The 13,703-nt window shown below is 38.2% G+C and carries 12 protein-coding genes; 10 read left to right on the forward strand and 2 right to left on the reverse strand.

All coding sequences use genetic code 11. From position 1 onward, the window contains the following. Window positions 1-10 precede the first annotated feature (10 nt). Complete coding sequence (locus R3F25_08290) at window positions 11-1,687, forward strand: glycosyltransferase family 39 protein (GenBank protein ID MEZ5496815.1); 1,677 nt, start codon at window positions 11-13, stop codon at window positions 1,685-1,687. Window positions 1,688-1,774: 87 nt separating this feature from the next. Next, a complete protein-coding gene (locus tag R3F25_08295) occupies window positions 1,775-2,296 on the forward strand; it encodes a DUF3592 domain-containing protein (GenBank protein ID MEZ5496816.1) in 522 nt (173 codons plus the stop codon). Here the strand turns inward: R3F25_08295 and R3F25_08300 are convergent. Beyond that, on the reverse strand, window positions 2,278-4,548 hold the full coding sequence (locus R3F25_08300; protein ID MEZ5496817.1) for a winged helix-turn-helix domain-containing protein: 2,271 nt from the start codon (window positions 4,546-4,548) through the stop codon (window positions 2,278-2,280). The genes R3F25_08295 and R3F25_08300 overlap by 19 nt on opposite strands. Window positions 4,549-4,674: 126 nt before the next feature. On the opposite strand from R3F25_08300, the gene R3F25_08305 reads away from it, so the two are divergent. Together R3F25_08305 and rhlP are read left to right on the forward strand one after the other, a co-directional pair. Beyond that, window positions 4,675-5,280 carry a DJ-1/PfpI family protein gene (locus R3F25_08305; GenBank protein ID MEZ5496818.1) on the forward strand — a complete coding sequence of 202 codons (606 nt, stop codon included), beginning with the start codon at window positions 4,675-4,677 and terminating at the stop codon, window positions 5,278-5,280. A gap of 112 nt (window positions 5,281-5,392) precedes the next feature. Further along, a complete protein-coding gene (gene rhlP, locus R3F25_08310; protein MEZ5496819.1) occupies window positions 5,393-6,223 on the forward strand; it encodes a rhombotarget lipoprotein in 831 nt (276 codons plus the stop codon). A 500-nt stretch (window positions 6,224-6,723) separates the two neighbouring features. Here the strand turns inward: rhlP and gloA are convergent, their stop codons facing one another. Further along, window positions 6,724-7,158 (reverse strand): lactoylglutathione lyase, encoded by a 435-nt coding sequence (gene gloA, locus R3F25_08315; protein MEZ5496820.1) that lies wholly within the window; start codon window positions 7,156-7,158, stop codon window positions 6,724-6,726. Between the two features lie 129 nt (window positions 7,159-7,287). Here gloA and R3F25_08320 point away from each other — a divergent pair, with 129 nt between their 5' ends. The 6 genes from R3F25_08320 to R3F25_08345 all read left to right on the forward strand — a co-directional run bounded on the left by R3F25_08320 (window position 7,288) and on the right by R3F25_08345 (window position 13,673). Further along, window positions 7,288-8,202, forward strand: a complete 915-nt coding sequence (locus R3F25_08320; GenBank protein ID MEZ5496821.1) for a glutaminase — start codon at window positions 7,288-7,290, stop codon at window positions 8,200-8,202. Window positions 8,203-8,235: 33 nt separating this feature from the next. Beyond that, entirely contained in the window at window positions 8,236-8,706 is a 471-nt protein-coding gene (locus R3F25_08325) for an AAA family ATPase (GenBank protein MEZ5496822.1), read from the forward strand. 85 nt (window positions 8,707-8,791) lie between these two features. Continuing rightward, a complete protein-coding gene (gene paaZ / locus R3F25_08330; protein MEZ5496823.1) occupies window positions 8,792-10,843 on the forward strand; it encodes a phenylacetic acid degradation bifunctional protein PaaZ in 2,052 nt (683 codons plus the stop codon). Beyond that, on the forward strand, window positions 10,836-11,396 hold the full coding sequence (locus R3F25_08335; protein ID MEZ5496824.1) for a 1-acyl-sn-glycerol-3-phosphate acyltransferase: 561 nt from the start codon (window positions 10,836-10,838) through the stop codon (window positions 11,394-11,396). The genes paaZ and R3F25_08335 overlap by 8 nt, the downstream gene beginning before the upstream one ends. Then, window positions 11,393-11,941 carry a 4'-phosphopantetheinyl transferase superfamily protein gene (locus R3F25_08340; GenBank protein MEZ5496825.1) on the forward strand — a complete coding sequence of 183 codons (549 nt, stop codon included), beginning with the start codon at window positions 11,393-11,395 and terminating at the stop codon, window positions 11,939-11,941. Before R3F25_08335 ends, R3F25_08340 begins: the two co-directional genes overlap by 4 nt. Beyond that, the gene (locus tag R3F25_08345; protein ID MEZ5496826.1) at window positions 11,934-13,673 is read left to right on the forward strand and encodes a phospholipase D family protein; all 1,740 of its coding nucleotides are present in this window, start codon (window positions 11,934-11,936) and stop codon (window positions 13,671-13,673) included. The genes R3F25_08340 and R3F25_08345 overlap by 8 nt, the downstream gene beginning before the upstream one ends. Window positions 13,674-13,703: the final 30 nt, after the last annotated feature.

Raw genomic sequence — 13,703 nt, forward strand, 5'->3', positions numbered from 1 at the left:
TTCAGAATTCATGAACATTAATTCAAAGCATCTGTTTTTATTATTTTTCTCTGCATTTGTCATTATTTTCGCAGGTATTGGATTGCGTGACCCTTGGCCACCGGATGAACCTCGTTTTGCTCTGATGGCGAAAGAAATGTGGGATACCGGAAACTGGTTTTTTCCGCATCGCGGAGGGCAAATTTATCCGGACAAACCCCCAATGGTGATGTGGATGATTTTGTTCTTTTATGCGCTTATTGGCAATTTGAAAGTCGCTTTTCTGTTACCTTCTGCTTTATTATCAGTGGCTACATTGTGGATGACTTTCGATATTGCTAAAAGATTATGGAATCCACAGATCGGGCTTTATGCCGGATTATTACTGTTAGTTACATTGCATTTTGTCCTGCAAGCCAAAAGCGGACAACTGGATGCTCCGGTTGCTTTCTGGGTGATGTTGGGTTGTTATGGTTTGCTACGACACTTGATTTTAGGCCCTGCATGGAAATGGTACTATCTGGCTTTTTTTGCAATGGGCATGGGAATTATCACCAAAGGTGTTGGTTTTTTACCGGTTTTAATGCTTATTGCACTCATAAAATTTCCTCCGAAGTGGAAAAACAAAACCAACAAATCTCTGGGCAAATCACTTTTCGGAGTGCTGTTTCTTTTGCTTGGAGTTTCTGTTTGGTTGGTTCCAATGTTGATACAAGTTGTCAACAATCCAACTCCCGAAGTCCTCGCCTACCGCGATAATATCTTACTCAAGCAGACTGTTGATCGTTATGCCGATTCCTGGGCGCACCATCAACCATTTTACTACTATATTCTGGAAGTGATTCCATTATTTTGGTTGCCACTCACTATATTCATTCCGTGGTTGATAAAACCAATCAGAAAGGCATTTGCTGAAAAAGAACTGCGAATCATATACCCATTGACAATGGTGGTCTTTGCAGTATTCTTTTTCAGTCTTTCCAAAGGGAAAAGAGCGGAATACATGTTGCCAATGCTTCCTATGTTTGTCCTTGTGGTTGCTCCTTATTTTGAAAAAATTGTGGCACATTCGGCTTTCAAAAAACTGTTAATCACTCTGGTGGTGATTGTTTCCGCATTATTTACCATACTTGGTTTAGCCGGAATTTTTGAAGTTGATAAGATTGCTCGCCTCACTGAAAAATTTCATGTCAATCCGTGGTACTGGATGTCAGCATTGGGATTTTTTGGTTTAGTTGCCGCATTCATTTTTAAAAAGTCAGCGATAAAAGTCTATAGCATTTTTATTGCCGGATTGTGGCTGAGTTACAGTTTTTGGGCGATGCCATTGGCTGATAAAGCCATGAGCACCGAACCAATGATGAATGCCATTGCCAAAGTGGTTCCCAAAGATGCTGAATTGGGAATTGTCGGTTTCAGAGAAAAACTGCTGCTGCATTCTCAGTGGCAAACCACTCACTTCGGACATCATCATCCAAAAGCCGATCAACAGCAAGCGGCAACGAATTGGATGATGCAAAACCCTGAAAGATATTTATTATTAAACTATCAGTTTCTCAATTCCTGCTTCACTAAAGAGAGCAGTTTGCCTTATAAATCTTTCCATAGTGAGAAATGGTTATTGTTCTCAGTTGAGAGCTTATCAGCAAAAAATTGTTTAACCGATGGAAAAAACTATGATAGTTTTACAGCAAAAGTGAACAAATAATCAGAATTCAGAGATAAGTCAGATTCCGAACAGGATTCAAATGAATTTTCTGGTTAAAATGAATACATTACATATTTGGGGAGGATTATGAGTACAGCTGCTAAATGGTCGATCGGAGTTTTTATGGCGCTTGGATTATTTTTACTCAGTTTTGGGATTTATTTTATCTACGAGGCAGTAGCCAGCACTAGCTGGAATCAGGTTGAGGGAAAAATTACCAATACCCGAATTGCCATGCGTTCCACACGTTCGGGCAATTCAACCAATTATCGGCATCAATATGATGTTACTATGACCTATGAATATCAGGTTAATGGCATCAAATACCAAAACAGCCGGTTTTCTCTGGGTAGTGGAAGTACTATCGAAGGTGGCTTCAATGAAAAGCAACAAGCCAGAGATTGGCTCAAAAACTCAGAATACAAAATTGGCAAGGCAATCACGGTATATGTTAAACCAGGACAACCTGAAGAAACAGTTATCAGTTCAGGACTCAACTGGGGAACTTTTGTGCCTATGATTTTGGGTTCGTTGATGATAGGATTGGTTCTACTTTGGAAAAAGTTGGTAAAACTTCCACAAAAGCAGAATCAGGTTTCTTCCCTATAGCTTTCCAATAATAGCTGGTCCTGAGGTTGCCAGTAGTCATTGGCTTTCAACTTGAGCTCCTCAAGCATGGTCAGCGCCTGAACCGTCCTGCCTTGTTTATATGAAAGTATGGCTTTGTATTTTAAAAAAGGATAACCGAATGGTTTAAATTGTTCGGTTCGATTAATGTTAAATTCGGCCTTGTTGATATCTGTTTGCAGATAAATTGAGGTGAGTCTGTTCATAATTTTGCAAATTTGTATGTTCTCACCCGAATTTTCCAGAGTATTCAATGCTTGCTCATAGTTAACAATAGCTTCAGATAAATTATTTTTCATCAAAGCCAAATCTCCCTTAAACATTTCAAACAAACCGTTTGTCTCCACATTCACATATTCAGCAATCAATTGCTCTGCTTTTTCGATATTCTTCATGGCTAAAGCGTATCTTAATTCAGCTCTGGCACTTATATTTTTAATCGTTTCCGATGAATTGTTTTTAGCAAATTCAAGTAACCGTTGCAAATAATTTTCCGCTGTCTTCAAATCATTGAACTCAATGTGCAAGTCAATTAAATACTCATAAATCGCCGCCTTTTCGTCGACTATACCTAAAACCGCATTCAGTTCCAATGCTTCTTTCCATTGCTGTTTGGCAAGCTGGAAACGCCCTGTTTGCTGATAAATAAAAGCTAACTTAAAATGATTGCTACTGATAGATCGCAACTGATTTTGTTGTTTGGAATAATTCAATGCCTCCAAAGAGAGCTCTTCAGCATTTGAAAAATCACCCTCTCGTAACAATAAACTGGCAAGCCGGGTTTTTGCCTGCATTTCAGCTCTTTTATTTCCGGAAAGGGCAAAAGCATCGATGCTTTTTTGCGAATAATCTATCGCTTTTGTAGTTTGATTTCTGGCTTTTTCCAACTTTGCATAGGTGTTCATAATCACGCCATACAAATGTGGTTCTGATTCAATATTAATAGATTGAACAGCTTTGTCCAGAGCTGATTGTCCAATATCAAATTTCTCGACATTGATAGCAGAAATAGCTTGGCTGACCAGAACGCTGGCAATTTTCTTCTCATCATTTAATTGAACTGCCAGCGAAGATGCCTTGTCATAATTTCGCATTGCTTCATCAAATTGCCTCATTGCATCAAAGGTATGACCTCTGACGAGCGCTATTTTAAAAGAGAGGGATTCTGAAGGAGATTTAATACTGCTTAAAATTGCTAATGATTTTTTGTAATCACCTTGTTTTCGATAGGAAACAGCCAGTTCATACCATGCCAGATTAAAATTTTGATCTTGCTCAACAGCAACCTGCAAATATGTAATCGCTTTTTTGGTGTCACCAACAGCTTGAGCCGACATGGCTCGCAAGTAACTTTCAAGTGCATACTCATCCGTACTTAAATCACGAGATAAATCAGTTTGTTTGATTGTATGGTTATCCACCTCAACTTGACTTTCAAACCACTTCATTACCGAATTCATTAGTGGATATATTTTGGTTGATTGAAAGTGGTTGCTGGCTATTTCACCATCATTATTTCTTAATACAATATCTGCATGATAATTTTTACCATCAAACCAAAAATCATTGAGTACAACAATGTCAGCCTGTTTCTTGTTCAAAATGTCTATTGCCAGTAACTGTCTGTCCTCACTTTCTAACCACTCTGGTTTGGAATCAACTACAGCATTTCTCATGTTATTTTGTAAAAGTTCAGCCAAATAAAGTGATGATCCATCAAAAAACCAAACATTGGCATCATTGGAATTGCTACTTCTGTTACTTGACAGAATTCCCACTTTTACTTTGGCTTGCGGTTGAGAGACTACCGTCTCGTCATCATTTTTATCAATCGCTTTGTATTGACTCACAATGAAAACTATTACGGCAATAACTGCCAGAATAATTAATATCACTGCTTTATTAGAATTACCGCTATTCTGAAGACTGAGTTTCTTGACCTCCGGCACAAATTGTATTCCGTGTCCGTAAATCGACTTGATATATTCCTCTTCTTGAACGCTGTTCAGCGATTTCCGTAGTTTTGAGATGCATTGATCAATGGTGTTTTCAGTAACTACTCTTCCTTCCCAAACAAACTCAACCAAATCCTCTCTGGAAACCAGTTTGTTCGGATTTTCCAACAAATACAACAACAGCTGATAACTTTTTTTAGTTAAAGCGACCAGCTTATTTTCAAAAGACAGAGTCTTTTGTTCGTCATTTAAAGTAAAACCTGAGAATTTATAAAACACAAAATTTAATTCTAAGAAGCTAAATATTATCTTAGCTTATATTTTTACAAATCAAAAGCATCATTCCTTTTAAACTTGATAGAGAATGCCTTTATAGTCAGGGAATGCACTTTAAAAATTTAAAAAATGGAACATCCGAATACGAAATTAAATTTTGCGATATACATTTATGAAAATGTAGAAGTCCTCGATTTTGCCGCTCCCTTTGAAGTCTTTAGCACTGCCGGCCGATTCATCGAAACTGAAAAGAAACCGAGTGTATTCTTGGTAGCTGAACAACAAACTGCAGTTTCCGCTCGCGGTGGATTGGGAATTAATCCCAATTACTGTATATCAAAACACCCTGATGTCGATGTGCTTATCATTCCGGGCGGAATCCATAATGAGGAAATAAAAAAACAAAATGTTTTGGATTGGATAAAAGAACAATCCGAACAAGCGAGCTTAGTAGCTTCTGTTTGCACCGGAGCCTTTCTTTTGGCAGAAGCAAAAGTTTTAACCAACCAAAAAGTCACCACACACTGGGAAGATATTCCCGAGCTTAGGGAAAACTATCCAGATTTAACCGTTTTAGAGAATCAGAGATGGATTGACCAAGAAAAATTCATCACTTCCGCAGGGATTTCAGCAGGAATAGATATGAGTTTGTACATAGTAGGTCAGATTTATGGAATCAACATTGCAGAAAAAACCGCAAAACAAATGGAATATGATTGGATAAAAACCTCCTGAAAGCATTAAAAATTAATACTGAAAGTCACTATAACGCTCACCTTGAAAATTTAGTTACCACAATCATTCAATAGACACATAATCTAATCGCATTTGCAACAGAGGTTTTTTTATGCGTTTCAAATTAGCTCTATTAACATTTCTAATTATTTTTCTCAGCAGCTGTGCTATTTTTGGTGGCTATACGGGTAAACATTCTCGCTCAACGAGTTTGGTGCAATTTCTCTACCCTGATGGAGACTTACCGATGCAGGATTTACCAAATCCCGTATTAAATTTACCTCTAAAAGTGGGATTGGCTTTCGTTCCGGCTTCACGGGATTTGGTTTTTTCTCAATCATACAAAACACAAATGCTTGAAGATGTTAAATCCGCATTTGAATCCAGAGGGTACATTGATGAAATTACAATCATACCGGAAATTTATCTCAGAAAAGAAAACGGTTTTAACGCTTTGGAACAGATAAAAAGACTTTATACTCTTGATGTTATTGCTTTGGTTTCCTACGACCAAACCACTCATCGGGATGATAATGTTTTATCGCTGAGTTATTTAACCGTTGTCGGTGCTTATATCTTCCCGGGAACCAGTTATGAGGTCAATACGCTGATTGATTTGGCAGTCATTGACATTGAATCACATAGTATATTATTTCGAGCAGCAGGAACCAGTGGCGGCAAAGGAGCAACCACCTTGGTCGGTAAAAACCGAGCTTTTCGTAAAAAGCAGAGCGGCGGATTTGAACAGGCTATGCAACAAATGCAGGATAATTTGCAAGTGGAACTTGGCAAATTTGAACAAAGACTCCGAGAAAGAAAACCCGATGAAAAAATACAAGTCAAACATCGCCAAGATTATAGTGGCGGATCAACTCCTTTAAGTTTATTGTTGTTGCTTGTATTGCTTTCACTGGTTAAATCTTATGCAAGAAAAAACAACTGACTTCAGATTATTCTATGGTGTCGTGGTGATTAGCTTCATCACGACATTGATGCTATTTGAACAGTTGGATCGTTTTTACTATGACAAGAACCACCCATTACAAGTGTGGAGGTTGATAACATCTCACTTTGTGCATTTTGATTCCGTTCACATGCTATCAAATATGCTTGCCTATGGGTTGATGATCTACTTGTTCCCGGCAACAATTAAACAACAAATTTTAGCTCTTACATTTGCAATGATAGCTATAAACGGATATTTAATATTTTCAAATGTCATAGTCTATGCCGGTTTTTCAGGCTTGGTTTATACCATTCCCGGAATTACATTTGGCAGGTTTCTACAACAAAAAAGATATCAGCAAAGCATCATAATGTTAGTAATTTTGTTCACTTACATTTTTCTGATTTCACCACAAACACACGCCGGAAATATCACTTGGCAACCCAACAAGCCAGCTCATCTGATTGGTTTTTTAAGTGGTTTATTGACACATTTTTTTACCACGTCCCGGTATTCGGCATTGATTTCCACGGTTCAACTATCTCAAGAGCCTCACCTTTTTGTAGCAATTCAACAGAGATTCCATCCGGCGAACGAACAAAAGCCATCCGACCATCTCGGGGAGGTCGATTGATGATAACTCCGGCATTTTGCAGTTTTTCACATGTTGCATAAATATTTTCGACCTGAAATGCCAAATGCCCGAAATTTCTGCCTCCACCATAATCTTCCGTATCCCAGTTATAAGTCAACTCAATCAAAGGTGAGTTTTGATTTTCAACCACATCTTCAGGAGCTGATAGAAAAACCAATGTAAAACGACCGACCTCACTGTCTTTACGACTGATTTCAACCAAACCTAGATGTTTGCAATAAAAATCTAAAGACTTTTCCAAATCCTTTACCCGAACCATTGTATGCAAATATTTCATAACTTATCAAATTGTAAATCAGTCTATTTTAGCAGTTTTAATCTTGTGTTTGCTAAAGATGAAAAAAACAAATGTCTGTTTCAATTGAAAGCCGTTAAAATACTCAACAAAAACTGAAAACTTGAAAATATGAATATCAAAGTAATCATAGAAAATCTCTACGATAAAATTAAGATCATTGAGGACAATGGTCAGTTAGCCAATTACATACCGGAACTAACCAGAGTCAATTCCGAAAGTTTTGGAATTCATATTTCTACAGTTGAAGGACTGAATTACGGTGTTGGAAATTGTTTTGATCAGTTTTCAATTCAAAGTATTGTCAAAGTGCTTTCTCTTATTATGGCGTATCGAATTTTGGGTGAAGATTTATGGAAAAGAGTCAAAGTAGAACCGTCAGGAACAGCATTTAATTCGTTGGTTCAGCTGGAAGTTGAAAATGGCATTCCCAGAAACCCTTTTATCAATGCCGGTGCTTTGGTGATTGCTGATATTCTGCTTACTCACTTAGATAATCCCGAAAAAGACTTTTTGGATTTTGTTAAAAACCTTTCTCACAGCAGAGAAATAAGCTACTCAAGCCATATTGCCGAATCGGAAAAAAAAGCCGGATATCGCAATGCCGCATTATGTAATTTGATAAAATCCTTTGGAAACATTGAAAACGATCCGGCTGATGTTTTGGATTTCTATTTTAACCTTTGCTCGTTGGAAATGAGCTGTGAAGAGCTTTCCAATCTGTTTTTGTTTCTTGCCAATGATGGTTTTACTTTTAAAGAAAACACACAAATACTCACCAGAAGTCAAACTAAAAGAATCAATGCACTGATGCAAACTTGCGGATTTTATGATGAATCCGGTGAGTTTGCTTTCAAAGTCGGACTTCCCGGCAAAAGTGGTGTTGGCGGGGGCATCGTCGCGGTTCATCCAAAGCAATATGCAATCGCCGTCTGGAGTCCGAAACTCAATCCCAAAGGCAACTCGTACAAAGGCATGAGGTTTCTGGAAGAGTTTACGACTGAAACCGAGTTGTCGATTTTTTAAATAGTATCAAAAACTAACATCACCGAGGGATAGATGAGAAAAATATTAATTTTTGGAAACTCAGGTTCTGGCAAATCGACTCTTGCAAAACAATTATCAACTGATGAGGGATTGGCTCATTTGGATTTGGATACAATAGCTTGGTTACCAAGCATCCCACCAGAACGAGAATCACTGTCCGTTTCTAAAGGAAAAATTGTGCAATTTGTGCAAGAAAATGATAAATGGGTAATCGAGGGTTGTTACAGCGATTTGCTGAAGCTGGCTTCTCCTTTCGCGAATGAAATGATATTTCTCAATCTCAGCGTTGAAAAGTGTATTGAGCATTGCCGATATAGACCGTGGGAACCACACAAATATAAATCAAAACAGGAACAAGATAAGAATCTCGAAATGCTGATAGATTGGATTCGCAAATATCCGGTTAGAACAGATGAGTTCTCATTATTGGCACACCAAAAATTGTTTGATGAATTTAAAAGGAAGAAAACCATTCGAAGTTAGGTATGGGTGTTTTATTAAAATAGAACATGGAGCAAAATAACTTTTTGATGATACAATAATCGCCTTTGTATTTATTCGGGACACTATGTACAAACTTCAATCATACGCCAAAGGTCAATGGCATACAGCATCTGATGGTTTTGGTTCTTGCTTCAACGCGGTCACAGGCGAAGAAATTTCACAAATTTCATCTCAAGGTTTGGATTTCTCAGGAATGCTGGATTTCGCCAAAGAGAAAGGTGGAAAAACGTTACGAAACATGACTTTTCATGAAAGAGCCTTGATGTTGAAAGAGTTGGCACTCTATCTTCTGAACCGTAAAAAGGAGTTTTATCAGCTATCATATCTTACCGGAGCGACCAAACTGGACTCGTGGATTGATATTGAAGGCGGAATTGGGACGTTATTTGTTTATTCGGGAAAAGGTCGCAGAGAGTTTCCTGATCATAATGTATTTGTTGATGGGAATCATGAAGTTTTATCGCCAAGTGACCAATTTATCGGGCAACACATTTGCACTTCTTTGCAAGGTGTCGCCGTTCATATCAATGCGTTTAACTTTCCTTGTTGGGGAATGTTGGAAAAACTGGCTCCGACTTTGCTAGCCGGTGTTCCGGCGATTGTTAAGCCGGCTTCCAATACCGCATTTCTAACCGAAAAAATGTTCCATGCCATAATTGAGTCAGGAATTCTGCCCGAAGGAGCGATTCAACTGGTTTGTGGTTCGACCGGAAATTTACTGGATTTATTGGACTGTCAAGACTCTGTCGCTTTCACAGGTTCAGCCAGCACCGGACAATATTTAAAATCCAACCAAAATATCATGCAAAATTCGGTGCGATTCACTATGGAAGCGGATTCGCTGAACTGTTCAATTCTGACTCCTGATGCCACACCGGACACTCCTGAATTTGAGTTCTACGTGAAAGAAATCGTTAAGGAAATGACCGTCAAATGCGGTCAAAAATGTACGGCGATTCGTCGCGCTATTGTTCCGCGTGAACTCATGGCTCCTGTTGCTGATGCCGTCTCAGCCCGACTGCAAAAGATTGCTATCGGAAATCCTCAGTCGGAAGATGTGCGTATGGGTTCACTTGCCAGCGAGAGCCAACGAAAAGAAGTTCGTGAAAGAGTCGCAGAGTTATCAAAATATGCTCAGATGATTTATGGCAATCCTGACCAAATCAACACCATTGATGCAGACTCTGAAAATGGTGCGTTTATTTCTCCAATTTTATTAGCTTGTGAAAATCCATTTGAAAACACTCAGGTTCATGACATTGAGGCTTTTGGTCCTGTGAGTACGCTAATGCCTTATGACTCACTCCAAGACGCAGCAAAACTTGCAAATTTAGGTCAAGGTTCACTCGTTGGGTCTATTTTTGGTAATGATGACGATAATGTCAGTCAATTGGTCATGCAAACAGCTTGCTATCATGGTCGCATGGTGCTTATCAATCGTGATAATGGCAAAGCATCAACCGGACATGGTTCACCTCTTCCACACTTGGTTCATGGTGGTCCGGGACGAGCCGGCGGTGGTGAAGAAATGGGCGGTAAACGGGGTGTTATGCATTACATGCAACGCACGGCTTTGCAAGGCACACCGTCAACAATTAGCAAAATTTGTAACAAATACATTGGCAATGCCAAACAAACCCAACCACCCAATCACCCGTTTCGACTGTATTTTGAAGAGTTGGAAATCGGTCATACTTTGATTTCAGAAACTCGCACCATTACTTTGGAAGACATCGAGAATTTTGCCGATTTGAGCGGAGATAAGTTCTATGCGCACATGGATGAGGAGTCAGCTGCTGCTAATCCGTTTTTTGATGGACGAGTGGCTCATGGTTATTTTATTGTTTCCATGGCTGCCGGATTATTCGTCGAACCGGCACCGGGTCCTGTTCTTGCTAATTACGGAATTGATGAATTGCGATTTACTGAGCCGGTATATCCCGGAGATGATTTGACTGTTCGTTTGACTTGCAAACAAAAATCCTATCGTCGTGGTAAAGGTTATGGCGAGGTTCGTTGGGATATTGCCATAACCAATCAGGACGATGTGATTGTTGCACAATATGATATTTTGACTATGGTTGCTTCAAAATACGAAGAGTTTAACGATGATTAGAAGATTCTTACTTTGGGTTTTAAAGATTTTCCGCTGGAAAGTGGTAATTAATTTGCCGGATGCGAAACGCTATGTGGTTATTGCTGCTCCTCATACCAGTAATTGGGATTTTCCTTTAGGTCTTTGCTATATTTTGGGAGCAGGAATTCCATTTCGGTATATGGGCAAGGATTCGCTGTTCAAATGGCCACAAAAGTATCTGTTTAAATGGTTTGGAGGCTTTCCTGTCGATCGTAATAACAAAACCAAGCTCACTACTCGCATGGCGAATTTTATTAACTCACAAGATAAAATTGCGTTAGCTTTAGCTCCAGAGGGTACTCGTTCCAAGCTCGAATATTGGCGTACCGGCTTTTACTATATCGCTTTAGAAGCTAATGTGCCAATTGCAATGGCAGCTTTAAATTATGGAAAAAGAGAACTGGGGATTATGGAATCATTCATACCAACCGGAGATATCAACGCTGACATGAAAATCATCCAAAACTTTTACAAAGACATTAAAGGTAAATATCCGGAGAAACAAAGTCCGGTTAAAATCAAACCCCAATGATTTTTGTTCACAAATATCAGTTTTCAGATCATATAAAATCTCATTCCAAAGAAATTCTTAAACTGAATTTATCGAAATATCTGAATCGAGACATCAATGAAATAAAAATTGAGTTTAACGAAAATGGCAAACCATATACAGATGGTTTATATTTTTCGCAGTCTCACAGCCAAAGTCAACTGGTTCAGGTATTCTCTCAAGAAGCTGAAATTGGTGTTGATTTGGAACAAATAAATTCACAGAGAAAATATCTGCAACTGGCAAAAAGATATTTTCATCAAGACGAGTATAAACACTTGAAAAGTTTGAATCATGAGGAGTCTGCAAATTTGTTCTTTCAACTTTGGACATGCAAAGAAGCTGTCTGTAAAGCCAAAGGCGGTCGATTATGGTATTTTTTGGCGGACAAATATTTGACTAATAAAAATTTACTGGTAAATTCTATTTATGGTTATCACATAAAAAGTTTTATCGAAGAAAACTATTGTTTGACCTTAGCATCAGAAACACAAATTAAGGATATAGTCTTTGTCAAAGATGAGTAAATTGATTTATATTTTTTGCCTTTTCGGTCTGTTCACAGCATGCCACCCAAGTCCTGAAGTGATACGGAAAGTCAATGAAATCACCTATAAACAAAAGGATAAAACTTTAACCTGTCCACAAGAAAATCCGGTCACCTGTGCAATAGATACTCCACTTGCAGAATTATTTGATTCAGCAATCAAGCAAGATAAAGACTATGTGGCCTTACTGGAAAAAGGCGATGAGTCATTGCTTCTTCGTTTGCACATGATTAAGTCCGCTCAAAAACGAATTGATATTCAAACATTTATTTGGGTGAATGATGAATCCGGGCATTTAATGCTGGCTGAATTGCTTGAAGCCGCCAAAAGAGGTGTGGAAGTCAATATTATTGCAGACCAACTGTTTTCTATGGGAAACACTTGGTTACTATCAGAGCTTGCAACGATGCACATGAACTTCAATATGAAATTGTTCAATCCTTTATTTAATGAAGGTCACCTATCACCCTTTGATTTTTTTAGTGCCATTGCCTGTTGTATGTACAATCTCAATCGCAGAATGCACAATAAATTATTCCTCGTTGACGGAAAATATGGCATTACCGGCGGAAGAAATTATAACGATCGTTACTTTGATTGGGACGCAACATTTAATTATCGAGACCGCGATGTCATAGCCATAGGAAATGTTGCTCAAGAAATGCAGGCATCTTTTGACGAATTCTGGGAGTCACCTTGGGTAGTACCGATAGAAAATCTTGATGATGTAGCCTATCGCATTTTGAATGATCAAAAAAATGAAACTGATTGGGTTATTGGTGAGAGCAAAAAATCAAGAAAAATGGTGCTCAAATCTTTTGATTATACAACTATTAAAAACCTCTTTGTCGATAGCGCAATTGTAGTCGATAGTATTGAATACTTTAGTGATTCACCGGAAAGTTTGTTCACAAGGAATAAGTCAAAAAGGGAAAACTATAAGTTGATGAGTTATAAAATCAAGGATTTGATACTTTCAGCCAAAGATAAGATTTTATTTCAAACACCCTATTTGGTTCTAAGTAAAAAAGCCTATCGTTCATTGAAGTCATTGAGAAAAAAGAATCCTGATATTAATATCACAGTTTCAACAAACAGCCTCTCTTCAACGGATGCTTTTTACGTCTATGCGATTTCCTTTAAACACAAGAAGAAATATCTGAAAAAACTAGGATTGAATATTTTTGAATATAAACAAAATCCTAAACATAAACTTGAAATGTTTGGGAATATTGCCGAAAACCCTCAAACTCGTTTTGGAATGCATGCAAAGACCATCATCATTGACGATGACGTGTCTATGATTGGTACGCATAATTTCGATCATCGCTCTGATGTTTTAAATACCGAATCCGGACTCATTATTCACTCAAAAGAATTGGTTATAGAACTCAGAAAATATATCGAAGAAGATATGAAGCCTGAGAATGCCTGGGTGATTGCTCCGAATAAAAAAATACCGGTTCTCAGCTTTTTCAGTGGAATTATTGCTACTGTTTCACGTTCGCTTCCGGTGCTTGATATTTGGCCTTTCCGTTATTCCAGCAGTTTTGAATTGAAAGAAGGAATGCCCCCGGTTGGCATCAATCATCCGGATTTTTACAATAATTATGAAAATGTTGGCAGTTTTCCTGATGTAAATTTGTCATCCAAGCAAATCCAAACGATAATTATAAGTGCATTTGCAGGTTTTGCTGAGCCGGTAATGTAATTGTCATAAAGATATGAGAAATAAGCAAAA

This window comes from Gammaproteobacteria bacterium, from assembly GCA_041395445.1.
Classification (GTDB): Bacteria; Pseudomonadota; Gammaproteobacteria; order Xanthomonadales; family Marinicellaceae; genus NORP309.

Coding starts and splice junctions, on each gene's coding strand:
- R3F25_08290 (MEZ5496815.1), top strand. CDS start 11: ATGAACATTAATTCAAAGCATCTGTTTTTATTATTTTTCTCTGCATTT.
- R3F25_08295 (MEZ5496816.1), top strand. CDS start 1,775: ATGAGTACAGCTGCTAAATGGTCGATCGGAGTTTTTATGGCGCTTGGA.
- R3F25_08305 (MEZ5496818.1), top strand. CDS start 4,675: ATGGAACATCCGAATACGAAATTAAATTTTGCGATATACATTTATGAA.
- rhlP (MEZ5496819.1), top strand. CDS start 5,393: ATGCGTTTCAAATTAGCTCTATTAACATTTCTAATTATTTTTCTCAGC.
- gloA (MEZ5496820.1), bottom strand. CDS start 7,158: ATGAAATATTTGCATACAATGGTTCGGGTAAAGGATTTGGAAAAGTCT.
- R3F25_08320 (MEZ5496821.1), top strand. CDS start 7,288: ATGAATATCAAAGTAATCATAGAAAATCTCTACGATAAAATTAAGATC.
- R3F25_08325 (MEZ5496822.1), top strand. CDS start 8,236: ATGAGAAAAATATTAATTTTTGGAAACTCAGGTTCTGGCAAATCGACT.
- paaZ (MEZ5496823.1), top strand. CDS start 8,792: ATGTACAAACTTCAATCATACGCCAAAGGTCAATGGCATACAGCATCT.
- R3F25_08335 (MEZ5496824.1), top strand. CDS start 10,836: ATGATTAGAAGATTCTTACTTTGGGTTTTAAAGATTTTCCGCTGGAAA.
- R3F25_08340 (MEZ5496825.1), top strand. CDS start 11,393: ATGATTTTTGTTCACAAATATCAGTTTTCAGATCATATAAAATCTCAT.
- R3F25_08345 (MEZ5496826.1), top strand. CDS start 11,934: ATGAGTAAATTGATTTATATTTTTTGCCTTTTCGGTCTGTTCACAGCA.